We start from the raw sequence: 21,635 nt of genomic DNA on the forward strand, positions 1-21,635 counted from the left end.
GTGCAACTTGATTGTAAAAACAGGTTGCACCCTCTTTGCGTTGTTGCATAGGATTCGCGGCCTGGGTGCAACCTCCTCTGAGGCTGTCGCTACATAAAAACAAACGCCAGGGCGCAACAATGAGTGTAAGCAATCCAACCTTGATCACGTTCGTGATCTACATCGCGGCAATGGTGCTGATCGGCTTCATGGCCTATCGCTCCACCAACAACCTTTCTGACTACATTCTTGGCGGTCGCAGCCTCGGCAGCGTGGTTACCGCGCTTTCGGCCGGTGCCTCGGACATGAGTGGCTGGCTGTTGATGGGCCTGCCGGGCGCCATCTACATGTCGGGTCTGTCGGAAAGCTGGATCGCCATCGGCCTGATCGTCGGTGCCTACCTGAACTGGCTGTTCGTCGCCGGCCGCCTGCGTGTGCAGACCGAGCATAACGGTGATGCATTGACCCTGCCGGATTACTTCTCCAGCCGCTTTGAAGACAACAGCGGGTTGCTGCGGATCATCTCCGCGGTGGTGATCCTGGTGTTCTTCACCATCTATTGTGCTTCCGGTATCGTTGCCGGTGCCCGCCTGTTCGAAAGCACCTTCGGCATGTCCTATGAGACCGCGCTGTGGGCTGGCGCAGCGGCGACCATTGCTTACACCTTCGTGGGTGGCTTCCTGGCGGTGAGCTGGACCGATACCGTCCAGGCCACGCTGATGATCTTCGCCCTGATCCTGACGCCGGTGATCGTGCTGATCGCAACCGGTGGCCTCGATACCACCTTCGCGGCCATCGAGCTGCAGGACGCGGGCAACTTCGACATGCTCAAGGGCACCACCTTCATCGGCATCATCTCGCTGATGGGCTGGGGTCTGGGCTACTTCGGCCAGCCGCACATCCTGGCGCGCTTCATGGCCGCTGACTCGGTCAAGTCGATCGCCAATGCGCGTCGCATCTCCATGACCTGGATGATCCTCTGCCTGGTCGGCACCTGCGCCGTTGGCTTCTTCGGCATCGCCTACTTCTCGGCGCATCCTGACGTCGCGGGCCCGGTCGCCGAGAACCATGAGCGGGTGTTCATTGAGCTGGCCAAGATCCTCTTCAACCCTTGGATCGCCGGTGTTCTGCTGTCGGCCATCCTGGCAGCGGTCATGAGTACCCTGAGCTGCCAGCTGCTGGTGTGCTCCAGCGCCCTGACCGAAGACTTCTACAAGACCTTCCTGCGCAAGGGTGCCTCGCAGCTGGAGCTGGTCTGGGTCGGCCGTGCCATGGTGCTGCTGGTGGCGGTGGTTGCCATCCTGATCGCCTCCAACCCTGAGAACCGCGTGCTGGGTCTGGTCAGCTACGCCTGGGCCGGCTTCGGTGCTGCCTTCGGTCCGGTGGTGCTGATCTCGGTGCTGTGGAAAGGCATGACCCGTGACGGCGCGTTGGCCGGTATCCTGGTGGGTGCGATCACCGTTGTGGTGTGGAAGCACTTCTCCATCTGGGGTCTGTACGAGATCATCCCGGGCTTCATTCTCGGCGCCCTGGCGATCTACTTCGTCAGCAAGGCCGGTAGCCCGTCGAAGGGCATGGTGTCGCGCTTCGAAGCTGCCGACGAGGCGTTCAAAGCCGGTCATTGATCGACTGTTGAGCTTCGCCTGACAACGGCCCGGTCTCGCAAGAGCCCGGGCCGTTGTCGTTTTGGCGGCCCGTGCCTGACGCCGCCCGCATGACAAGGTAAACTGCGCGGTCTTGCAGGAGTTGCCATGAACTATCGTCACGCCTTCCACGCCGGCAACCATGCCGACGTCTTCAAACACCTTGTGCTGACCCGTCTGATCGCGTTGATGTCGCGCAAGGAGCAGCCGTTTGCCTACCTCGACACCCACGCCGGCCTGGGTCTTTACGACCTGCAGGGCGACCAGGCGACGCGTACCGGCGAATGGATCGAAGGGATCGGTCGTCTCTGGGGGCGCGACGACTTGCCGGAAGTCACCGCAGACTACCTGCGCATCCTGCGCAAGATGAACCCTGACGGCGAGCTGCGCTACTACCCGGGTTCCCCGGAGCTGGCCCGGCGCCTGGCCCGCCAGCAGGACCGTGTGCTGCTCAACGAGAAGCACCCCGAAGACGGCCGCCTGCTCAAGGACAACATGAAGAAGGACCCGCGCGTCGCCGTGCACCTGGGTGAGGGCTGGCATGTGCCGCGGGCCTTGTTGCCGGTGCAGGAAAAACGCGCTGTCATGCTCATCGATCCACCGTTCGAGCAAGCCGACGAGCTCAAGCGCTGCACCCAGGCGATGAAAGAGACCATCGGTCGCATGCGCCAGACCGTCGCGGCTATCTGGTACCCGATCAAGGACCAGCGCCAACTGGTGCGCTTCTACCAGGACCTGACCAGTACCGGTGCGCCGAAGCTGCTGCGGGTCGAGCTGTATGTGCATCCACAGGACAGCCCGCAGGGCCTCAACGGCTCGGGCCTGGCCATCGCCAACCCGCCATGGGGCCTGGAAGAAGAGCTGCGTGCGCTGCTGCCGTGGCTGTCCCAGGTGCTGGCGCAGACCCAGGGTAGCTGGCGGATGGATTGGTTGATCGCCGAATAACTGCTGTAGGAGCGGGCTTGCCCCGCAATGCGGTGTGTCTGAATGTATGCAATCGCGGGGCAAGCCCGCTCCTACGCTTTGCGTTATAATCCCGCGCTTTGGCTGCCGCCCGCCCCAATGGCCCGCGCGCATATTTACAGATTGAAGAGGCTAGACCCTTGGCATTGACGATTCTTGGCCTGTCCGGCGCCCTTAGTCATGACCCTTCCGCGGCTCTGTACATCGACGGCAAGCTGATTGCCGCCGCTGAAGAAGAGCGCTTCGTGCGCGATAAACATGCAAAGAACCGCATGCCCTACGAATCGGCGAAGTTCTGCCTGGAACAGGCCGGTATCAAACCGTCCGACGTTGACGTGGTAGCGATCCCGTTCGCCCCGATCAGCCTGTTCGGCAAGGCTCGCTGGCACTACGCCAAGCGTTACTGGTATGCCCCGGACCGCGCCCTTGACGCGATCCTGATGGGCAACCGTCGCTACAAGCGCTATCGCAAGAAAATCGTCTGGTGCCTGGAGCAACTGGGCTTCGACCCGAAGAAGGTCAAGATCGAGCCGGTCGAGCACCACCTGGCTCATGCCTCCAGTGCCTACCACTGCTCGGGCTTCAAGGAGAAGACCGCGATCCTCGGTATCGACGGTAAAGGCGAATACGCCACGACCTTCTTTGGCTACGGCGAAAACGGCAAGATCCACAAGATCAAGGAATTCTTCGACCCGGACTCGTTGGGCGGCCTGTATGGCGCGATCACCGAGTTCCTCGGCTTCGAGATGCTCGATGGCGAGTTCAAGGTCATGGGCATGGCGCCGTACGGCGATGTCAGCAAGTACGATTTCTCGCGCCTGGCCTCGTTCGAGAACGGCGAGCTGGTGATCAACACCGACTACGCCAACGTCATCGGCCTGCGTCGGTATAAAGAGAAGGGCAAAGGCTTCTACTTCTCGCCCAAGCTCATCGAATGGCTGGGCCCGAAACGCGAAGGCGACATCGCCGACGAGCCGTACATCCACTACGCCGCGAGCATGCAGGCGCTGTTCGAGAAGCTCGCCCTGCAGATGATCGACCATTATCTGGGCGACATCCTCAAGGAGACCGGCAAGCTGGCCTTTGCCGGTGGTTGCGCGCTGAACGTCAAGCTCAACCAGAAGATCATTGCCCGTCCAGACCTCAAGGAACTGTTCGTCCAGCCGGCTTCCGGCGACGCCGGTACCGCGGTGGGTGCTGCTGCCTATGTGTCCCACGCCCGTGGCGTGCCGGTCGAGAAGATGGAACACGTCTACCTCGGTCCGGCATACTCCAACGAGGACGTGATCGCCGCCTGTGCGCGTCACCCGAGCCAGCCGAAATGGCGCAAGCTGGAGAACATGCCCGAGCAGATCGCCAAGATCATGGTCGACGGCAACCCGGTGGCCTGGTTCCAGGGCCGCATGGAGTTCGGCCCGCGCGCGCTCGGTGGTCGTTCGATCATTGGTTGCCCAAGCGTGGAAGGCGTTGCCGACCGCATCAACCACCAGATCAAGTTCCGCGAGCGCTGGAGGCCTTTCTGCCCGTCGATGCTCGACACCGTCGCACCGCAGATGATCAAGATCGATCATCCGGCGCCGTTCATGACCTTCACCTTCGAAGTGGCTGAAGAGTGGAAGACCCGCGTGCCGGAAGTCGTCCACGAAGACGGCACCTCGCGGGCCCAGGTGCTCAAACGCGAGTACAATCCGCGCTATTACGACATGATGAAAGCGCTGGAGACCCTGACCGGTAACGGCGTGTCGTTGAACACCTCGCTCAACCGCCGTGGCGAGCCGATGATCTGCTCGCCGACCGATGCGCTGAACATGTTCTTCGGCTCGGACCTGCAGTACCTGATCATGGAAGACATCCTGGTGGTCAAGGACGGCGCGGACACCTATGACGTCCAGGGCTGAAAAACGCGTACTGCAGTTCTGTCATGGATATGACGGTCCGTTTCTGGACTGCGCGCGCCAGTACGCCAGTCTGTTCGACGGCAGCGGCTACAAGGTCACCACGGTGTTCCTTACCGGCGCTGCCGACCCTCAGGTAGCGGCCGGCTGCGCCTCGGATGAAGTAATCTTCCTCGGGTTCAGCTCCAAGGCCATCCGTGGCCTGAAGCTGGGGGCGATCCGTGCGTTACGGCGGATCGTCGCCAGCCGCGAGTTCAGCTTCTGTATCGCTCACCGCTTCAAGCCTATCTATATCGCCTTGCTTGGCACGCGCTTGCCGGTGATTGGCGTGCACCACGCGTTTGGTGACTATTTGCGGGGCAGCCGCCAGCTGTTTGCCAACCTGTTCAGCAAGCGCCTGAGCCTGCTCGGTGTCTCTGATGCGGTGCGCGACGACATGCGCAAATGCCTGCCCAAGTGGCCGGCCGAGCGTATCCAGACCCTCTACAACCGCATCGACATCGAGGCGCTGCAGGCCAGCCAGGTACCTGCCGCGCAGGCGCGCGAGGCGTTGGGCCTGGACCCGCAAGCATGGATTGTCGGCAACGTCGGCCGCCTGCATCCGGACAAGGACCAGGCCACCTTGCTGCGTGGTTTTGCCCAGGCTCTGCCGCAGCTGCCGGCCGGTGCTCGGCTGGTAATTCTCGGCAAGGGCCGCTTGGAGCAGAAGCTCAAGGACCAGGCCGCCGAGCTCGGTATTTCCGCGCAGGTGGATTTTCTCGGTCAGGTGCCTGATGCCCGGCATTACTTCCGTGCTTTCGACGCCTTCGCCTTGAGCTCCGACCACGAGCCGTTCGGCATGGTCTTGCTCGAAGCCATGGTCGCTGGTGTACCGCTGCTGGCCACGGCCTGTGGTGGTGCGGTCGAGGTGGTCGAGGGTGTCGGCATCCTGTTCCCGCTGGGCGACGCCGAGCGCCTGGGCCAGGGCTTGCAGCACCTGGCTGCGCTCGATCCAGGGCAACGCCAGGAATGTGCCGGGCGCATGCTTGAACGCCTGCGTGAGCGTTTCTCCGATGCCGCGGTGCGCGAGGCCTTCTGGCAACTGCCGCACGTTCGTGCGCTGGCGGCGGAGGCCTGATGCTCAATCATATTCAAGGCTGGCGCGAGCGCGGCTGGACGCAGATCGATGCGGCTACCTACGCTCAGGTCTGGCACCAATTTGGTGGCAGTGTCGCCACCCATCCGCTGGTGGTCGAGCAACTGGCTGATCTGGCACAGATCCCGGTGCGTTACCTGGGTTGGCAGCGCAATGGCGAGCTCAAGGCCGCGATTCCTACCTGGGGCCGCCATCTGGCACTGTCCAAGGATGTGCTCAAGCGTCAGGGCAAAAAAGGCCTGTACGACCTGGGCAACGCCGAGCTGATCCTGCCGGCTGCCGCCGATACCCAGGCGCCGCTGCGTCATGCCGGGCGCTATCTGTCCGAGCTCAACCAGGGCCGCTTTGCCAACCTCAAGCCGCAGACCGAAGCGCTGGCCATGGCGCGTACGCCTGAAGACCTGTCGAAGAAGTTTCGCTACAACCAGCGCCGCGAACTGCGTTTGCTCGAAGAGGCGGGCGGCCAGGTGCGGCCGGTCACGGATTTCTCCAGTGCTGAACTTGCCGCAATCTACTGCGATCTGTTCCAGCGCCGCTGGGAGTTCCCGGCCACCGGTGCCGAGCGCATGGCCGAAGTGATCGAGCGCCTGCGCGAGTTGTTGATCGGTTCGGTGTTGTTTCTTGAGGGTGCGCCGATTGCCATCCAGCTGGTTTACCGGGTCGAAGCGCCGCAGTGGATCAGCGTCGAATACATCAACGGCGGTGTCGACCCGCAAACCAAGGCTTTCAGCCCTGGCAGCGTACTGAGCTTCCTCAATACCCAGGCCGCCTGGGAAGACGCCCGCACGCGCGACAAGCCCCTGCGTTTCTCCTTCGGCCGTGCCGATCGTGAGTACAAGGACCGTTGGTGCAACCCTGTGCCGGTGTTTCAGGTGTGAGCCGCAAGCAGCAGTTGCTCAAGCGCCACCGGCGCAACAAGCGCCTGGGGCTGCTGATTGGTCTGCTGGTGCTGCTCGCCCTGGGCATTTTTGTCCAGTGGTGGCTGCCGCTGCTGTTGCTGCCGCTGCTGTGGGCGGCTCACGAGGCGTGGTTTGCCGATCACCTGTTCTATTCGCCGACCGAGGACTATCAGTATCAGTTCCCGCCAGGCTGCGTGGCCCATCCGGCCGCACTGGTCGACGGTCTTGTGCGCCTGCACTCGCCGCTGCAGCTTGGCGGTGACGAAACGCTGATCCTTCAGCTGCGCCTGAAGAGCGGTTGGCTGGGGCGTTTCCTCGACCCTGCGGTAAGCCTGGGCGGTGAAGATGTTCAGACCTTCGAACGGGGCGTAAACGGTCTTCGTTACCTGAACCTTACCGGGCTGGCTGAACCGCTCATGGCTGGGGGCCTGCGCCTGCGTGGGCGCTACTGCCGGCTGGAGGGCGAAGCGCAGCTGTGGGTTGCAGCGTGCGCGGACCTGCGCCAACGACGGGTGATGGTCATTGCGCCCCATGCCGATGATGCCGAACTCGCTGCATTTGGCCTCTACAGCCAGGCCGAGGAGACCTGGGTGGTGACCTTGACTGCTGGTGAAATCGAAGCCGAACACTACCAGCAAATGGGCCTGGAGAAGGCCGAGGCTGCACGTTTGAAGGGCCGCTTGCGGGCCTGGGACAGCATCGCCGTGCCGCGCTGGGCGGGTGTGCCGGAATCTCGCTGCGTGCAGCTTGGGTATTTCTGCTTGCAGCTCCCGGTCATGCAGGCCGAGCCTGCAGAGCCGATGGCTTCGCGCGAGGCCGGGCTTACCGATACTCGCCTGTTCCGCCAGTTCAACCCGCTGACCCTGCCGGGTGACCAGGACGGCGCGCCGACCTGGAACAACCTGCTGGCCGATTTGCGTGCACTGTTGCTCAAGGCCCGGCCACAGGTGCTGGTGATGCCACACCCGACTCTCGATCCGCACCCTGACCACATCTGCGCCCAGGCGGCCGTGCTTGAGGCGTTGCTGGGCCTGGAATGGCAGCCTGAAACCCTGCTGTGTTATGCCAATCACCTGTATGACAACGACCGTTGGCCAATGGGTGACAGCGGTACAGGGGTGGCCTTGCCGCCGCAACTGGAGGCGAGCCAGGGCTGGGTGCCCTACAGCCTGGTGCTGGACTTGCCAAGCCAGCGCGACAAGGCCATGGCACTGGGCATGATGCACGACCTGCAGCCTCCTGCACCGTTCAAGCGCCGCCTGCGCCGCTTGCTGCAACGCTGGCTGGCCGGGCGCCGAGCTTCGCCTTATGGCGAGAACGAATTTTTCCGCAAGGCCGTGCGTCGCCATGAATTGTTCTGGCGTCGTGACCTCTGATCATGACGCTGCAAGATTGAAAGCTGTGGCCCGAGCGCCGCAAGGAAGACAATGAAAGTTCTATTTCTGGTGCAGAAAGAACAACGGGCGATCCTTGATCGCTTGTATGACGGTGTTGCTGCGCATTGCGACTGTGATCTGCGCTGGCTGAGCAGTGACGATCAGCGTAATCTGCGTCGTTATTTTCGCCGCGAAGTCGAGGTCGACAAGTACGACCGGATCGTGTTCTTCCTGCGCTTCAAGCAAGAGATTCGCCAGGTTGGCTTCATTCGCACGGTGCCCAACCTGGTCATCCTCGAACATGATGCCTACCAGAATTACATCCCGTGCAAGTACACCGGCAAGTTCAGCGCTCACTACCGCCAGTTGCCCTGGGCGCGGGTGATCAGTTCCGGCTACAGGGTCAGCGAACAGCTATGCCAGGAAGGTTTTGATGCTGTGTTTGTGCCCAAGGGCTACGACCAGCAGTTGCTGGCCGACCAGGGGCGTGAGCGGGACATCGAGCTGGCGTTCGTCGGCAGTACCAACAGTGTTGCCTACAGTGGCCGCAAGGCGCTGCTCGACGAGCTGGCCCAGGTTGAAAACCTGCTGGTTACGCGCACCAAGTCGGGCGAAGAATACTGCAACACGCTCAACCGCATCCGCTTTTTTGTCAGCGCGGATGTCGGCATGGGCGAATACATGATCAAGAATTTCGAGGCGATGGCCTGTGGCTGCGTTTTGCTGGCCTTTAGCCAGGGTGAGGCGGAGAATCGCGCCCTGGGCCTCAAAGACATGCATAACGTGGTGCTCTATGACAGCATTGCCCAGTTGCAAGAGAAGCTGAAAGTGTTGCGTGCCGACCCTGAACTGGTTGAGCGAATCAGCAATAACGGTCGTGATCTGGCGGTCTCGCAATTCAGCTTCGCCCAGGTAGGTCGTAGCATCGTGGAAAAAATGCAGCCACCTCTTCGTCCCCGTCCAGCCCTGACCGGCTGGCAGCGCTTGCGTTTGAGACTGGGCATATGAGCCGGCTGTCCTGAAACCAGGCAAGTAGTCTTGAACATTTGAATACAGTTTATGGGGAGGGGGTCCGGTGCGATTCTGCCAAGATAGTGACGTAACACTGGTTGTCACCAGTTGCGGACGCTTCGATTTGCTAAAACTTACGCTGGAAAGCTTTGACCGGTTCAATACCGCGCCTATTCGTGAAGTGTTCATCACCGAGGACTCCGGGGATGAGGCTGTTCACCAGGCTATCCCCGAGCACTGGAAGCCGTACTGCACGGTCTTCGTCAATCGCCCGAAGCTGGGCCAGTTGGCGTCGATCGACCTTTCCTATAGTCACGTAAAGACCCCCTACATCTTCCATTGCGAGGATGACTGGGAGTTCTACCGCCCAGGCTTTGTCGAGGACTCGCTGGCGATCCTGGCGGTCAGCCCGCAGCTCCTGCAGGTCTGGTTGCGTAGCTATGTCTACGACCTGAAATTGCACAGCCCGTATATCCATCTGGGCGAGCGCCAGGTGATCGCCGGTGTTCCCTGCTACCCATTGCTGTCGGACAAGCCCGAGTGGCAAAGCTTCTCGCTGAACCCCGGTTTGCGCCGCCTGAGCGATTATCAGCGCTGTGCGCCGTTTGCCGCCTATGCTGGTGAAAAGGCATTGTCAAAGCGCTATGCCGAGTTGAACCTGACTGGGGTGAGCCTGGAAGGTGACGCAGTGTTGCACACAGGCTTCGGCATGCACGTGAGTCTGCCTGAAGAGCGTCAGCGTAAAGCCCGCCGGCGTCAGCGCGAGCGGGTCAAGCTGGCTTTAACGTTGCTGGTCGGCATTGCACTGGGAGTCGGTGTTGGCTTTTTTGCGAATTGATTCTGCCGGTTTGACGGGGTTCCAGTCCGATACAGCAGGGGGCTCCCCGTGAATATCATCAACATCATGTGGGCTGGTGGTTCGCCGTACGTCTCGGTGCACAAGGTGCATCAGCAAATATTGTCCCAGGCCGAGCCTGGGGCAAGGATCAGCAGTTGGCTACTGCAAGGCCGGGGTTCCTGCTGCAGCACAGAGTCGACACGCGAGTGGCAACTATCCCATCGCCTGCTCAAGGGGCGGCATCTGTGGATGTTGCTCAGGCCCTGGTTGCATGGCCGCCTGCGTGAAGCCTTGGAGCAGGCCAATGCGCAGGTGCTGGTGCTGGATGGGTTGGGGGTATCGCGGCTGATTTTGCCGGTTGTGCAGAAGATGCCGGATGTCCGGGTAGCTATCGTCTTTCACGGCAAGACCCGCTTACGTCGGGCGGATGTCGCCTTGCTACGCTCGATCCCCGGTAGTCGATTGAGTATTGTGGCGGTATCCCAGACCCTTGCCAGCGCGCTGGAGCAAGACCTCGGCATACCAGTCAACGTATTACGTACAGCCCTCGAGCCAAAAGGGTTTCGCCGTGGCCTGCTTGAGCCGGAGCAAGCCCGACAGGCGTTGAACTTGCCAACCCAAGGTGTGCGGGTTATGGGCGCAGTCGGCCGTCTCGTTGATAGTAAGGGCTTCGATTACCTGCTGGAGGCCTTTGCTCAGGCTAGCCAGCAGCAGCCGGACCTGCGCCTGGTGATTCTCGGTGAGGGTGTGCAACGCGCATTGCTGGAAGGGCGGATAAAGGCGCTGGGGCTGGTTGATAAAGTCTTGATGCCAGGCCATTGCAACGGCCTGGCGCAGCTCTACCGGGCATTTGACTGGGTGCTCATACCCTCGCATGCCGAAGGCCTGGGGCTGGTGCTCCAGGAGGCGGTGATGGCAGAAGTGCCGGTACTGTGCAGCGATTTGTCAGTGTTTCGCGAGCAATTGGGTGATGCGGGACTTTATGCCCCAGCGGGCGATCCCCAGGCGTGGGCCAAGGCGATCATTGACTGTGCGGGATTGCCCGCAGAGCAGGTCGCGGCGGCTCAGCAGCAGGCGCTGGCCCCGGATCAAGCCTGGCAGCGTTTCAGTCAGGCTTCCCGTGAACTGCTACGCACGCCTTGAAAAACCTCATCTCGACAAGGCTCGCTCTAATTCCGCAAGGGGAAACTCGTCACCCAGTTGCTCCCGGCCGATGTAGCGGGCAAAGTGCTGCACGTTGCGTCTGACCAGGCGCGCGGATAACGGTGCGCGCAGGAAACGCATGTCAGCCACATCGATCAAGCCCCATTGCTGTTGTGGCGTCACCACAATGTTGCCCAGGTGCAATGAGCGAAAGTAGATGCCCGAACGATGCAGCTGCTGTATCAGGGCAACCAGCTCCGGCAGGTGCTTCTGCCAGCTGAAGCCCGGCTGTCGGGACAGTTGGCGCAGGGTTTCTCCGGGCAAAGGTTGGTACAGCACGGCGGTCATGCCAGGGGCATCGAGGGTGAAGTACTTGAGTACTTCAAGCGTAGGAATTCCAAGCTTCTTCAGTTGCAAGGCGTTGTCGATGAAGCGACGCGAGTAAGGTCGCAGCAAGGCAGATGAAATTAGCCGCTTGCGTCGGAACAGCTTGAGGATATTGCCATCGGTTAGCAGGTAGACTTTAGCTCCGTAGCTGTCGGCCTCCAGGACCTGGGCGCCGAGTGTCAGCTGATTGAAGTCGACCTGGGGTAGCCGGGAACATTGCATGGATAGGGGCCTTGTCATCGGGCAAGCAAAATGACCGGCAATAATGCCGAAAGTTTTAAGGATGCACCATGCCGGTGTTGTTGAAACGATGGGGAAAAGCATGATGTACGCAAGGCGCTGGGCACAGTCCTGGCTGGCGATCGGTTTGTTGTGGTTCGTGGTGGCAATCGCTTTGGCGCCCAGTAACAAGGTTTATCAGTAGGGGGTGACCGCATTTTTGTGGCTGCCGGCACTGGTGTTGCTGTGGTCGGCTCGCGTGCTCGTTGATACCTGGAAAGCCCAGCGCTGGCTATGGCTGTCGGTTGCCTTGCTGCTTGGCTGGTCTGTTCTGAGTCTTTCTTGGAGCAGTGCCGACCAGGGGGGGCAAACGTCTGGTGTATATCGCAGTGTTCCTGCTGTTTTTTCCAATGATGGCCAATGCAGATACTGCGCGTGTGATGCGCCTGTTGAGCTGGGGCGGTGTTGGTCTGGCAATCGCAGCGGTCTATTCAATTGTGCTGTTCTATTGCGTTCAGGCGCAGCCCAGGAATGTCCGGTTATACGGTGTCGGTAAGATTTCCTATCCTATTCTTGGCGCTTACGTAATTGCTGCCGCCATTATCTGGATGCTTCATTGGTACGCCGCGCACCTTGGTGTTGCAAAGTGTCTGGGGCTTGGCGTTGGTCGCCCTCGGCATGTTCCTGCTGCTCTGCCAGCGTCGAGGTGCGGCACTGGTACTGCTTATTTCCGTGCTTGCCATGCCGATCTGGTGCTGAGACCGTTGTGGTTGCTGGATCGCGGGTGCTGCTATGGTTGGCTGTCTGGCTTTATGTATTACGCGAAATCTGGAAAGCCCGTGACACCGCCTTCGGCAAGGGCTTGATGGGCCTGTGGCTTTTCTCGACCCTGGCCATGCAGTTCGACGCCGCCAGCCTCACTGGCACCCCGCGCGCTGAATGGTTCATCAGCTGGCTGCCGGTTGGCCTGGCCACTGTCCTGGTCTGGGGGCGTGCCCGAGCTCCAGGCTGTGATAAAATTTCCGGTTCAATCTGAACAGCGAGCTCGACGATGGCCGAAACACCGCGAGAGGCGGAGCAGAGCTCCAGCCTGAAAATCTACTTCCGGCTGCTGAGCTACGTGAAGCCGTACATCGGCATTTTTATGCTGAGTATCCTTGGCTTTGTGATCTTTGCCTCGACCCAGCCAATGCTGGCCGGCATTCTCAAGTATTTCGTCGATGGTTTGAGCAACCCTCAGGCTGTGTTGTTCCCCACCGTGCCTTACCTGAAAGACCTGCAGTTGCTGCAGGCCGTACCACTGCTGATCGTGCTGATCGCAGCGTGGCAGGGCCTCGGCTCGTTCCTGGGCAACTACTTTCTGGCCAAAGTCTCCCTGGGTCTGGTACATGACCTGCGGGTCGAGTTGTTCAACAAGCTGCTGGTGCTGCCCAACCGCTACTTTGATAACCACAACTCCGGTCACCTGATCTCGCGCATCACCTTCAACGTGACCATGGTCACCGGCGCTGCGACCGATGCGATCAAGGTGGTGATCCGCGAAGGCCTGACCGTGGTCTTCCTGTTTGTCTACCTGTTGTGGATGAACTGGAAACTGACCTTGGTGATGCTGGCGATCCTGCCGGTGATTGCGCTGATGGTCGGAACTGCGAGCAAGAAATTCCGCAAGCAGAGCAAGAAGATTCAGGTGGCCATGGGCGATGTCACCCACGTCGCTTCCGAGACCATCCAGGGCTACCGCGTCGTGCGCAGCTTCGGTGGCGAAAGCTATGAGCAACAGCGCTTTGCCAATGCCAGCCAGAGCAACACCGACAAGCAGCTGCGCATGACCAAGACCGGCGCGGTCTACACACCAATGCTGCAACTGGTGATCTATACCGCCATGGCCGCGCTGATGTTCCTGGTGCTGTTTCTGCGCGGTGATGCTACGGCCGGTGATCTGGTGGCCTATATCACTGCGGCGGGCCTGCTGCCCAAGCCAATCCGCCAGTTGTCGGAAGTCAGTTCGACCATCCAGAAGGGGCTGGCCGGTGCCGAAAGCATTTTCGAGCAACTGGACGAGGCGCCGGAAGTCGACAGTGGCACCGTTGAATTGGACCGTGTTGTGGGGCGCCTCGAGGTCCGTAACCTGAATTTCACCTATCCGGGTACCGAACGTCAGGTCCTGAGCGACATTTCCTTCACCGCCGAACCCGGGCAGATGATCGCCCTGGTGGGGCGTTCGGGCAGTGGCAAGTCGACTCTGGCGGCATTGATCCCGCGCTTCTATCACCACGACCAGGGGCAGATCCTGCTCGACGGCGTGGAGATCGAGAACTACCGACTGCGTAACTTGCGTAAGCACGTCGCCCAGGTGACCCAGCACGTGACCCTGTTCAACGACACCGTGGCCAACAACATCGCTTATGGCGACCTGGCCGGTGCGCCGCGGGCCGAGATCGAAGCCGCTGCCGCCGATGCCTATGCCAAGGAGTTCGTCGAGCAGTTGCCGCAAGGCTTCGACACCCAGGTCGGTGAGAATGGCGTGCTGCTCTCCGGTGGTCAGCGCCAGCGCCTGGCGATTGCCCGGGCGCTGCTCAAGAATGCGCCGTTGCTGATTCTCGACGAGGCCACTTCGGCTCTCGATACCGAGTCCGAGCGACACATCCAGGCCGCATTGGATCACGTGATGCAAGGGCGCACCACGCTGGTGATCGCCCACCGTCTGTCGACTATCGAGAAAGCCGATATGATCCTGGTCATGGATCAGGGCAAGTTGGTCGAGCGCGGTACCCATGCCGAGTTGCTGGCTGCCAATGGCTATTACGCCAGGCTGCATGCCATGGGCCTGGACGAACCGGCCAAGGCTGATATCACCTGATTCACACGCGCCGGGGCCTGTCGTGCCCCGGCAGCCTTTCCTTGGAATGCCTGGCAACAAGGCGGTAAACAAGCCTTCGCTTTGCCTGTGCTAATATCCTGCCCCTGTTAATTATTTTGTATATGGGTTGCCCATGAAGTTGTCCATGCCGCGTTTCGATCAAGCCCCGGTACTGGTGGTGGGCGATGTCATGCTCGACCGCTACTGGCATGGCGGTACCTCACGGATTTCGCCTGAAGCGCCGGTACCGGTGGTCAAGGTCGAACAGATCGAGGACCGTCCCGGCGGCGCGGCCAACGTGGCCTTGAACATCGCCGCCCTGGGGGCCCCGGCTGCACTGGTTGGCGTGACGGGCCAGGACGAGGCGGCCGACAGCCTCGCCAACAGCCTGCAGGCTGCCGGTGTGCGCTCGATCTTCCAGCGTATTGCCCACCAACCGACCATCGTCAAGTTGCGGGTCATGAGCCGCCATCAGCAGTTGCTGCGTATCGACTTTGAAGAGCCCTTTGCCACCGACCCGTTGTCCCTGGGCACCGAGGTCGATGCGCTGCTCGATGGCGTCAAGGTGCTGGTCCTGTCGGACTATGGCAAGGGAGCGTTGAAAAACCACCAGAGCCTGATCCAGGCGGCCCGGGCCAAGGGCATTCCGGTGCTGGCCGACCCCAAGGGCAAGGATTTCTCGATCTACCGTGGTGCCAGCCTGATCACCCCCAACCTCAGCGAGTTCGAAACCATCGTTGGCCGTTGCGCCGACGAGGCCGAGCTGGTGGCCAAGGGTGGCCAACTAATGAGCGAGCTGGAGCTCGGTGCCTTGCTGGTGACCCGTGGCGAGCATGGCATGACCTTGCTGCGTCCTGGTCACCCGGCCCTGCACCTGCCTGCCCGGGCCCGTGAAGTGTTTGACGTGACGGGTGCCGGCGATACGGTGATCTCGACCCTGGCCGCAGCCATTGCTGCCGGCGAAGAGCTGCCCCATGCGGTGGGCCTGGCCAATCTTGCCGCCGGTATCGTGGTCGGCAAACTGGGTACCGCAGCCATCAGTGCCCCGGAGTTGCGCCGCGCCATCCAGCGCGAAGAAGGTTCCGAGCGTGGCGTGCTGAGCCTCGACCAGCTGCTGCTGGCCATTGATGATGCCCGCGCGCACAACGAGAAGATCGTCTTCACCAACGGTTGCTTTGACATCCTCCATGCCGGTCACGTGACCTACCTGGAGCAGGCCCGTGCCCAGGGCGATCGCCTGATTGTCGCGGTCAACGATGATGCCTCGGTCAGCCGCCTGAAAGGTCCGGGCCGGCCGATCAACAGTGTTGACCGGCGCATGGCTGTGCTGGCCGGCCTCGGGGCAGTGGACTGGGTCATCAGCTTCCCTGAGGGTACGCCGGAGAACCTGCTGAGCCAGGTCAAGCCGGACGTGCTGGTCAAGGGCGGTGACTATGGCATCGACCAGGTGGTCGGCGCCGATATCGTCACGGCCTACGGCGGTACCGTGAAGGTGCTGGGGCTGGTGGAAAACAGCTCGACCACCGCTATCGTCGAGAAGATCCGCAAGAACTGAAACATCGCGGGGCAAGTCGCCCTGCGATCGGCTCTACTTGCGCAATCCGCCACGGGCCATCTGCAACAGCTCCCGCGCTCTACCGGTCAGCCGCTTCAAGCCGCTGTCCGGCTTCGCTGGCGTCAGGCCTTGCTGCCTGACCCAGTCCTTCCAACGTATCCGCTCATCCCTGACCAGCCATCCCTCCTGCCTGGCAAAGCTTTCGGCTAGGTACAGGCCGCGGGTGCTGGCCGGTAGCAGACGATCCTTGCTCAGGGTGTAGAGTTCGGCACGTGGCTGGCCGTCTTCCAGCGGCATCAGGTACAGGTCGGGGCGCTTGCGGTTGAGGCGAGCGACGAGTTGGTCGCCTTCAAGGCGCTCGTCAACGTGGAACAGGCTCAGCGATTTGGCCTCGCGGGGGACTTGCAGGCACAGGTCGTAGATCAACTGCAGTGACGCGGTGGGCAAGTGCACGTAGGCCCGAGGCCGCTCCAGCAACTGCAGATTGGCGCAGCGCACCGGGCGTGCGGCGCCGGACTGCGGAGTGAGCACGAAGGGCAGGGCTTCGCGGTAGTGCAAGGCGTCAGCGTAGGGCGCCGGTAGCCAGGTGTCGTTGAAGCGCCCGCCAAGCCAGCCTTCCGGGGTTTCCAGCAGGCATTCTTCGGCAACCTCCTGAATTGCCGCATGCAGCGGCAGGTTCAGCTCCTGAGCGGGCACATAGCCTGAAATCAGTTTCAGCACCACATCGCCGCGGTCCTGACGGCGCTGACGCACCAGCACCCAGTAATCGCGATTTTGCCAGCGCAGGGTCAGGCGCACCGACACGCCGAGATTGGCCAGCTCGATAGCAAAGTGCTGGCTGTCGGCGAGCTGGATCGGCTTGCGCCGTTGCAGGGTCTGGGCGAAGTTCAGCGGCATGCCGATGCTCTGGTAGACGAGGCCTTCGGGGCTGGCCTCGACGTGCAGCGGCAGGGTCTTGAAGTTGCTGGGGTTCTTGCGGATCAGCGTTCGCGGCATGTCGGCTCCTTCTTGCGTTGGGGTCGGCCGCGGCGGCGGCGTGGATGTCAGTGGCGCAGGACGTTGGCAACGGTTGCCACGTTATGGGCCAGGTGCAGCGGGTTGATGGTGCCGACAATAGCACTGCTGACGCCAGGCTGGGCAAACAGCAGTTCGAAGCTGGCGCGCACCGGATCGACCCCCGGGCTCAGGCACACGTGACCACTGGCCAGGGCCTTTTTCACCAGGATCGCCTTGCCGTGTTCGGCAGCGTAATCGATCACCGGTCGTTCAGCCTGCTCGTTCAGATTGTAGGTGACCATGGCGCAATCGCCGCGCTCAAGCGCTTTGAGGCCGCCCGCTGCGGTCTTGCCGGAAAGGCCGAAACCTCGGATCTTGCCTTCCTGCTTCAACGCTTCGAGGGTCTGGTAGACCTCTTCATGTTCGAGGATATGCAGATCGTTGCCGTCGGAATGCACCAGCACCAGGTCGATGCAGTCGGTTTCCAGGCGTTTGAGGCTGCGCTCGATGGAAAAGCGCGTGTGCGCTGCACTGAAGTCGAAACGCGACTGGCCGTCTTCGAACTCCTCGCCCACCTTGCTGACGATCACCCAGTGCTCACGCTGACCGCGCAACAGCGGGCCGAGGCGTTCCTCGCTGCGGCCGTAGGCTGGCGCGGTGTCGATCAGGTTGATGCCCAGCTCGCGGGCCTGGGCCAGCAGCATGCGTGCTTCAGCGTCGTCGGGAATGGTGAAGCCGTTGGGGTACTTGACGCCCTGGTCGCGGCCGAGCTTGACGGTGCCCAGGCCCAGTGGCGACACCGTCAGGCCGGTACTGCCGAGGGGACGATGCAGGTCGTGCAGGCTCGGCAGGCTCATGGCAGCAGTTGCTCCCACACCGGCAGGGCCATGGGTGGCCGGGGCAGTTCGGGCAGGGCAGCCTGAGCGGCCGGCTTGATGCCGTCACGCTCAAGGGTGGCCAGCACCCGGTCGCTGAAGTCCGGGGCCAGGGCCAGCTTGGTCGGCCAGCCCACCAGCAGACGCTGTTGCTCGGCAAGGAAGGCGTTGTCCGGGCGCACCAGCCCCGACTGTGCGGGCTCGGCGCGGTCGATGCGCACGGTGGCCCAGCGCACCTGGCTGAGGTCGATCCAGGGCAGCAGGTTGCCGACTTCTTTTTTCGCCGCCGCAATCTGCGCTTCAGGTTCGCGGGCTACGCCATCGGCTTCGGCCAGGTCGCCGCCCAGGTACCAGACCCACTGGCCATCAGCTGCCGGGTGGCTGGTGACGGTGATGCGCGGCTTCGGCCCGCCGCCCAGGCAGTGGGCGTACAAGGGCTTGAGGCTGGCGCCCTTGGCCATGACCATGTGCAGCGGCCGGCGCTGCATGGCCGGCTGGCTCAGGCCCAGGGCTTCAAGCAACGCGGCATTGCCGGCACCGGCGCTGAGCACCACGCGTTGGGCGCGGATCTCGCGGCCGTCGACGCGCAAGCCAAGCAGCTCGCCATTGTCGTTCAGCGGTTCGATGGATTGAGCGGCCAGCAGGCTGTCGCCGGCCAGCTCCGCGAGCTTGTTCAGCAGGCTCGGCACATCGACGACCAATTCGGCCAGGCGATAGACCTTGCCCTTGAAGGCGCGGTCCTGCAGGGCAGGCGGCAGTTGATCGCCCTTGACCTGATCGACACGGCCGCGCACCGCCTTGCTGGCAAAAAAGCTGGTGAGATTGCCGGCCAGGGTGCCGGGTGACCACAAGTAATGGGCGTCAGACAGCAGGCGCACGCCGGACAGGTCCAGCTCGCCGTTGCCGGCCAGGGCCTCGCGCCAGCGCCGCGGCATGTCGGCGATGGCCTCCGAGGCGCCGGTCAGGGCACCGTGCAGGGCATATTTGGCGCCGCCGTGGATGATCCCCTGGGACTTGAGGGTTTGCTCGCCACCGAGGCTGGCGCGTTCCACCAGCACTGTCGAATAGCCGAGCCGGCGCAGGCGGGCATTGAGCCAGAGGCCTGCGACCCCGGCGCCGACGATCAGCACATCGGTGGAAATTACGGTTGGCATGCATGAACCTCACAAGCTTGGACAGACGCCCAGTATACAGCCTGTGAAGCATTGCACCCGGTTGCGGATCAATGCCCGGCGGTTTTCGAGAAGACCTGGATCACCACCACGCCGCCGACGATCATGGCCATGCCGAGCATCGCCGGTACATCCAGCTTCTGCCCGTAGATCACCAGCGCCGCGATGCTGATCAGGACGATGCCCAGGCCCGACCAGATTGCATAGGCGATACCCACCGGAATGCTGCGCACCACCAGGGTCAGCATCCAGAACGCCACCGCGTAGCCACAGACCATCAGCAGCAGTGGCAGGGGCGTGCTCAGGCCCTTGACGGCTTTCATCGAGGCGGTGGCGATAACTTCGGCGCAGATGGCGATAGCCAGGTAGGTGTAGGCATTCATGTCGGTAATCCTCTGTTCTGGCTGGGCATTCTAGAGCAAGCCTGAATGGGGTAAAGTCATTACCTATCTTCCCTGGAGATAGGTTGATGGCCGAGCAGTGGAACCTGGAGCAGTTGCGCATGTTCGTGCGGGTCGCCGAGCTGCGTTCGTTTTCGGCAGTGGCCCGTGAGCAGCGCAAGGCGCAATCGGCGGTGAGCAACGGCATTGCCCTGCTGGAGACTGACCTGGGCGTGACCCTGTTCGAGCGCAGCAGCGGCCGCCAGCCGCGCCTGACCGAGGCCGGCGCAACCTTGCTGGAAGATGCCCGCGAACTGTTGCGCCAGTGCGAACGCCTCGACGGCCGTGCCCTGGCCCTGATGCGCGGGCAAGAGGCGCAACTGCGCGTGGCCCAGGATGAGGCCATGCCCTATCAACCGGTGATCGACAGCCTCGACGAATTGGCTCGGCAGTTCCCCTTGCTTGAGGTGCAGATGGCCAGCGGCGCCCAGGGCGACGTTGCACGCAAGTTGATCGAACGGCGCGCCGATCTGGGCCTGTTGTTTCACCATGACCATATGCCGGAGGCCCTTGAGCGCCGGGCTGTAGGACGGATCGAGATGGTCACTGTGTGTGCGGTGGATCATCCACTGACCGGCCTGCAGCGGGTTACCCGCCAGGACCTGGCCAGGCACCGCCAGTTGCTGATCACCCCACAGGAAAGCGGCTATCCCGGTGGCGAGCCGATCAGCCCGCAGATCTGGCGTGCCGACAGCTTCTACGCCATGGCCGAGTTGCTGATGCGTGGCCTGGGCTGGGCCTGGTTGCCGCGGCATGTGGTGCAGTACCCCACCTACCAGGCGCAAATGGTCGAGCTGGCCAGCGAATGGACGCCACCGGCGCTGGTGGTCGAGCTGGTGTGGCGTCGTGACGAGCCGCTGGGCCCCGCTGCACAGTGGCTGGCTGAACGCTTCGCAGTGCACTTGCGCGCAATTGGCTAGTACACTTCGGCGCCATGAACAGAACCCTCTATACCCTGCTGTTTCACCTGGGCCTGCCGCTGGTTGCGCTGCGCCTGTTTCTGCGTTTGCGCAAGGCCCCGGCCTATGCTCAGCGTGTCGGCGAGCGTTTCGCCCTGAACCTGCCGGCCATGGCCAAGGGCGGTATCTGGGTGCACGCGGTGTCGGTAGGTGAAAGCATCGCCGCGGCGCCGATGATTCGCGCCTTGCTGCAGGCTTATCCACAGCTGCCGATCACCATCACCTGCATGACCCCGACTGGGTCCGAGCGGATCCGGGCGATGTTTGCCGATGAGCCGCGAATTCAGCACTGCTACCTGCCATATGACTTGCCCTGGGCTGCCGGGCGCTTTCTCGATCACGTGCAGCCCAAGCTTGCGGTGATCATGGAAACCGAGCTGTGGCCCAATCACATTCACCAGTGCGCCAAGCGCGGTATAGCGGTGGCGTTGGCCAACGCGCGATTGTCTGAGCGCTCGGCCCGCGGTTATGCGCGCTTTGCCGGGTTGACCCGGCCGATGCTGGCCGAAATGAGCCTGATCGCGGTGCAGACCGAAACCGAGGCCCAGCGCTTTCGCCAGTTGGGTGCGCGACCTGAGTGTGTGCAGGTCACCGGTTCGATCAAATTTGACCTGAGTATCGACGAGCAACTGCTGCCCCGCGCTCGTGCCTTGCGTGAGCAGTGGCAGGCCAGCCAGCGCCCTGTGTGGATCGCCGCCAGTACCCATGAAGGCGAGGACGAGGTCATTCTCGCTGCCCATCGGCAGTTGCGTGAACATCACGCCGACGCCTTGCTGATCCTGGTGCCGCGCCATCCGGAACGCTTCAACAGCGTGTTCGAGCTGTGTCGCGGGCAATTCCCAACGGTTCGCCGTTCCAGTGCCGAACCGATCAACGCGGATACGGCCGTGCTGCTCGGCGACACGATGGGCGAGCTGCTGTTTCTCTACGCCCTGGCCGATATTGCCTTCGTTGGCGGCAGCCTGGTGGCTAACGGCGGGCACAACCTGCTGGAGCCGGCGGCGCTGTCGCTGCCGGTGCTCAGTGGTCCGCACCTGTTCAACTTCCTCGAGATCGCGGCGATGCTGCGTGAGGCTGGTGCCTTGCAGGAAGTCGATGATGCCCAAGGGCTGGCGGCCGAGGTGCGGCGGCTGATCGAGTTGCCGCGGGATGCGCAGCGCATGGGGGCGGCGGGGTTGGCGGTGATGAAGGCCAATCAGGGGGCATTGAAGCGCTTGCTGGATGCGCTGGGGCGGTTGATCTAGGCAGGCTTCGCCTGCCATCGCCGGCAAGGCCGGCTCCCACAGGTTT

Annotated in this window: 19 protein-coding genes; 14 read left to right on the plus strand and 5 right to left on the minus strand. The window is 62.2% G+C overall.

Annotation, left to right across the window (positions count from 1 at the left end):
• Positions 1–119 precede the first annotated feature (119 nt).
• From putP to PspR32_RS02185, 9 genes are all read left to right on the plus strand, one after another.
• Entirely contained in the window at positions 120–1,604 is a 1,485-nt protein-coding gene (gene putP / locus PspR32_RS02145) for a sodium/proline symporter PutP (protein ID WP_036995470.1), read from the plus strand.
• A 126-nt stretch (positions 1,605–1,730) separates the two neighbouring features.
• Positions 1,731–2,567 (plus strand): 23S rRNA (adenine(2030)-N(6))-methyltransferase RlmJ, encoded by an 837-nt coding sequence (locus PspR32_RS02150; RefSeq protein WP_010221549.1) that lies wholly within the window; start codon positions 1,731–1,733, stop codon positions 2,565–2,567.
• A 158-nt stretch (positions 2,568–2,725) separates the two neighbouring features.
• On the plus strand, positions 2,726–4,483 hold the full coding sequence (locus PspR32_RS02155; RefSeq protein WP_159388036.1) for a carbamoyltransferase family protein: 1,758 nt from the start codon (positions 2,726–2,728) through the stop codon (positions 4,481–4,483).
• The gene (locus PspR32_RS02160) at positions 4,467–5,597 is read left to right on the plus strand and encodes a glycosyltransferase (RefSeq protein WP_100782887.1); all 1,131 of its coding nucleotides are present in this window, start codon (positions 4,467–4,469) and stop codon (positions 5,595–5,597) included. Before PspR32_RS02155 ends, PspR32_RS02160 begins: the two co-directional genes overlap by 17 nt.
• Positions 5,597–6,493, plus strand: a complete 897-nt coding sequence (locus PspR32_RS02165; RefSeq protein WP_159388037.1) for an antimicrobial resistance protein Mig-14 — start codon at positions 5,597–5,599, stop codon at positions 6,491–6,493. Before PspR32_RS02160 ends, PspR32_RS02165 begins: the two co-directional genes overlap by 1 nt.
• Positions 6,490–7,890, plus strand: a complete 1,401-nt coding sequence (locus PspR32_RS02170) for a PIG-L deacetylase family protein (protein ID WP_159388038.1) — start codon at positions 6,490–6,492, stop codon at positions 7,888–7,890. Before PspR32_RS02165 ends, PspR32_RS02170 begins: the two co-directional genes overlap by 4 nt.
• A gap of 51 nt (positions 7,891–7,941) precedes the next feature.
• On the plus strand, positions 7,942–8,898 hold the full coding sequence (locus tag PspR32_RS02175) for a glycosyltransferase family protein (protein ID WP_036995475.1): 957 nt from the start codon (positions 7,942–7,944) through the stop codon (positions 8,896–8,898).
• Positions 8,899–8,965: 67 nt separating this feature from the next.
• Positions 8,966–9,739: a glycosyltransferase family 2 protein gene (locus PspR32_RS02180; RefSeq protein ID WP_036995477.1), complete on the plus strand. Its 774-nt coding sequence runs from the start codon at positions 8,966–8,968 to the stop codon at positions 9,737–9,739.
• A 48-nt stretch (positions 9,740–9,787) separates the two neighbouring features.
• The gene (locus tag PspR32_RS02185; protein WP_036995479.1) at positions 9,788–10,882 is read left to right on the plus strand and encodes a glycosyltransferase; all 1,095 of its coding nucleotides are present in this window, start codon (positions 9,788–9,790) and stop codon (positions 10,880–10,882) included.
• 6 nt (positions 10,883–10,888) lie between these two features.
• Here PspR32_RS02185 and PspR32_RS02190 read toward each other — a convergent pair whose 3' ends face one another.
• Entirely contained in the window at positions 10,889–11,491 is a 603-nt protein-coding gene (locus PspR32_RS02190; RefSeq protein ID WP_036995481.1) for a toluene tolerance protein, read from the minus strand.
• Between the two features lie 781 nt (positions 11,492–12,272).
• Here PspR32_RS02190 and PspR32_RS26565 point away from each other — a divergent pair.
• The 3 genes from PspR32_RS26565 to hldE all read left to right on the plus strand — a co-directional run bounded on the left by PspR32_RS26565 (position 12,273) and on the right by hldE (position 15,903).
• A complete protein-coding gene (locus tag PspR32_RS26565) occupies positions 12,273–12,524 on the plus strand; it encodes a hypothetical protein (RefSeq protein WP_051636764.1) in 252 nt (83 codons plus the stop codon).
• 15 nt (positions 12,525–12,539) lie between these two features.
• On the plus strand, positions 12,540–14,348 hold the full coding sequence (gene msbA / locus PspR32_RS02200; protein WP_036995483.1) for a lipid A export permease/ATP-binding protein MsbA: 1,809 nt from the start codon (positions 12,540–12,542) through the stop codon (positions 14,346–14,348).
• A 133-nt stretch (positions 14,349–14,481) separates the two neighbouring features.
• On the plus strand, positions 14,482–15,903 hold the full coding sequence (gene hldE / locus PspR32_RS02205) for a bifunctional D-glycero-beta-D-manno-heptose-7-phosphate kinase/D-glycero-beta-D-manno-heptose 1-phosphate adenylyltransferase HldE (protein WP_010221557.1): 1,422 nt from the start codon (positions 14,482–14,484) through the stop codon (positions 15,901–15,903).
• A 33-nt stretch (positions 15,904–15,936) separates the two neighbouring features.
• Here hldE and PspR32_RS02210 read toward each other — a convergent pair whose 3' ends face one another.
• The 4 genes from PspR32_RS02210 to PspR32_RS02225 all read right to left on the minus strand — a co-directional run bounded on the left by PspR32_RS02210 (position 15,937) and on the right by PspR32_RS02225 (position 19,329).
• Positions 15,937–16,899: a metal ABC transporter ATPase gene (locus PspR32_RS02210; RefSeq protein WP_159388039.1), complete on the minus strand. Its 963-nt coding sequence runs from the start codon at positions 16,897–16,899 to the stop codon at positions 15,937–15,939.
• Positions 16,900–16,946: 47 nt separating this feature from the next.
• A complete protein-coding gene (locus PspR32_RS02215; RefSeq protein ID WP_010221559.1) occupies positions 16,947–17,756 on the minus strand; it encodes an aldo/keto reductase in 810 nt (269 codons plus the stop codon).
• Positions 17,753–18,928 carry an NAD(P)/FAD-dependent oxidoreductase gene (locus PspR32_RS02220; RefSeq protein WP_010221560.1) on the minus strand — a complete coding sequence of 392 codons (1,176 nt, stop codon included), beginning with the start codon at positions 18,926–18,928 and terminating at the stop codon, positions 17,753–17,755. The genes PspR32_RS02215 and PspR32_RS02220 overlap by 4 nt, the downstream gene beginning before the upstream one ends.
• Before the next feature lie 68 nt (positions 18,929–18,996).
• Positions 18,997–19,329 (minus strand): DMT family transporter, encoded by a 333-nt coding sequence (locus PspR32_RS02225; RefSeq protein WP_010221561.1) that lies wholly within the window; start codon positions 19,327–19,329, stop codon positions 18,997–18,999.
• Positions 19,330–19,415: 86 nt separating this feature from the next.
• Here PspR32_RS02225 and PspR32_RS02230 point away from each other — a divergent pair, with 86 nt between their 5' ends.
• Together PspR32_RS02230 and waaA are read left to right on the plus strand one after the other, a co-directional pair.
• Complete coding sequence (locus PspR32_RS02230; protein WP_010221562.1) at positions 19,416–20,306, plus strand: LysR family transcriptional regulator; 891 nt, start codon at positions 19,416–19,418, stop codon at positions 20,304–20,306.
• 14 nt (positions 20,307–20,320) lie between these two features.
• The gene (waaA, locus tag PspR32_RS02235) at positions 20,321–21,589 is read left to right on the plus strand and encodes a lipid IV(A) 3-deoxy-D-manno-octulosonic acid transferase (RefSeq protein ID WP_159388040.1); all 1,269 of its coding nucleotides are present in this window, start codon (positions 20,321–20,323) and stop codon (positions 21,587–21,589) included.
• Positions 21,590–21,635 lie beyond the last annotated feature (46 nt).

The sequence above is a fragment of the Pseudomonas sp. R32 genome (genome assembly GCF_009866705.1).
Taxonomy (GTDB): Bacteria; Pseudomonadota; Gammaproteobacteria; order Pseudomonadales; family Pseudomonadaceae; genus Aquipseudomonas; species Aquipseudomonas donghuensis.

What these genes read in the sequence shown, in the direction of transcription:
- putP (WP_036995470.1), top strand. Translation starts at nt 120, where the DNA reads ATGAGTGTAAGCAATCCAACCTTGATCACGTTCGTGATCTACATCGCG.
- PspR32_RS02150 (WP_010221549.1), top strand. Translation starts at nt 1,731, where the DNA reads ATGAACTATCGTCACGCCTTCCACGCCGGCAACCATGCCGACGTCTTC.
- PspR32_RS02160 (WP_100782887.1), top strand. Translation starts at nt 4,467, where the DNA reads ATGACGTCCAGGGCTGAAAAACGCGTACTGCAGTTCTGTCATGGATAT.
- PspR32_RS02165 (WP_159388037.1), top strand. Translation starts at nt 5,597, where the DNA reads ATGCTCAATCATATTCAAGGCTGGCGCGAGCGCGGCTGGACGCAGATC.
- PspR32_RS02175 (WP_036995475.1), top strand. Translation starts at nt 7,942, where the DNA reads ATGAAAGTTCTATTTCTGGTGCAGAAAGAACAACGGGCGATCCTTGAT.
- PspR32_RS02190 (WP_036995481.1), bottom strand. Translation starts at nt 11,491, where the DNA reads ATGCAATGTTCCCGGCTACCCCAGGTCGACTTCAATCAGCTGACACTC.
- msbA (WP_036995483.1), top strand. Translation starts at nt 12,540, where the DNA reads ATGGCCGAAACACCGCGAGAGGCGGAGCAGAGCTCCAGCCTGAAAATC.
- hldE (WP_010221557.1), top strand. Translation starts at nt 14,482, where the DNA reads ATGAAGTTGTCCATGCCGCGTTTCGATCAAGCCCCGGTACTGGTGGTG.
- PspR32_RS02210 (WP_159388039.1), bottom strand. Translation starts at nt 16,899, where the DNA reads ATGCCGCGAACGCTGATCCGCAAGAACCCCAGCAACTTCAAGACCCTG.
- PspR32_RS02215 (WP_010221559.1), bottom strand. Translation starts at nt 17,756, where the DNA reads ATGAGCCTGCCGAGCCTGCACGACCTGCATCGTCCCCTCGGCAGTACC.
- PspR32_RS02220 (WP_010221560.1), bottom strand. Translation starts at nt 18,928, where the DNA reads ATGCCAACCGTAATTTCCACCGATGTGCTGATCGTCGGCGCCGGGGTC.
- PspR32_RS02225 (WP_010221561.1), bottom strand. Translation starts at nt 19,329, where the DNA reads ATGAATGCCTACACCTACCTGGCTATCGCCATCTGCGCCGAAGTTATC.
- PspR32_RS02230 (WP_010221562.1), top strand. Translation starts at nt 19,416, where the DNA reads ATGGCCGAGCAGTGGAACCTGGAGCAGTTGCGCATGTTCGTGCGGGTC.
- waaA (WP_159388040.1), top strand. Translation starts at nt 20,321, where the DNA reads ATGAACAGAACCCTCTATACCCTGCTGTTTCACCTGGGCCTGCCGCTG.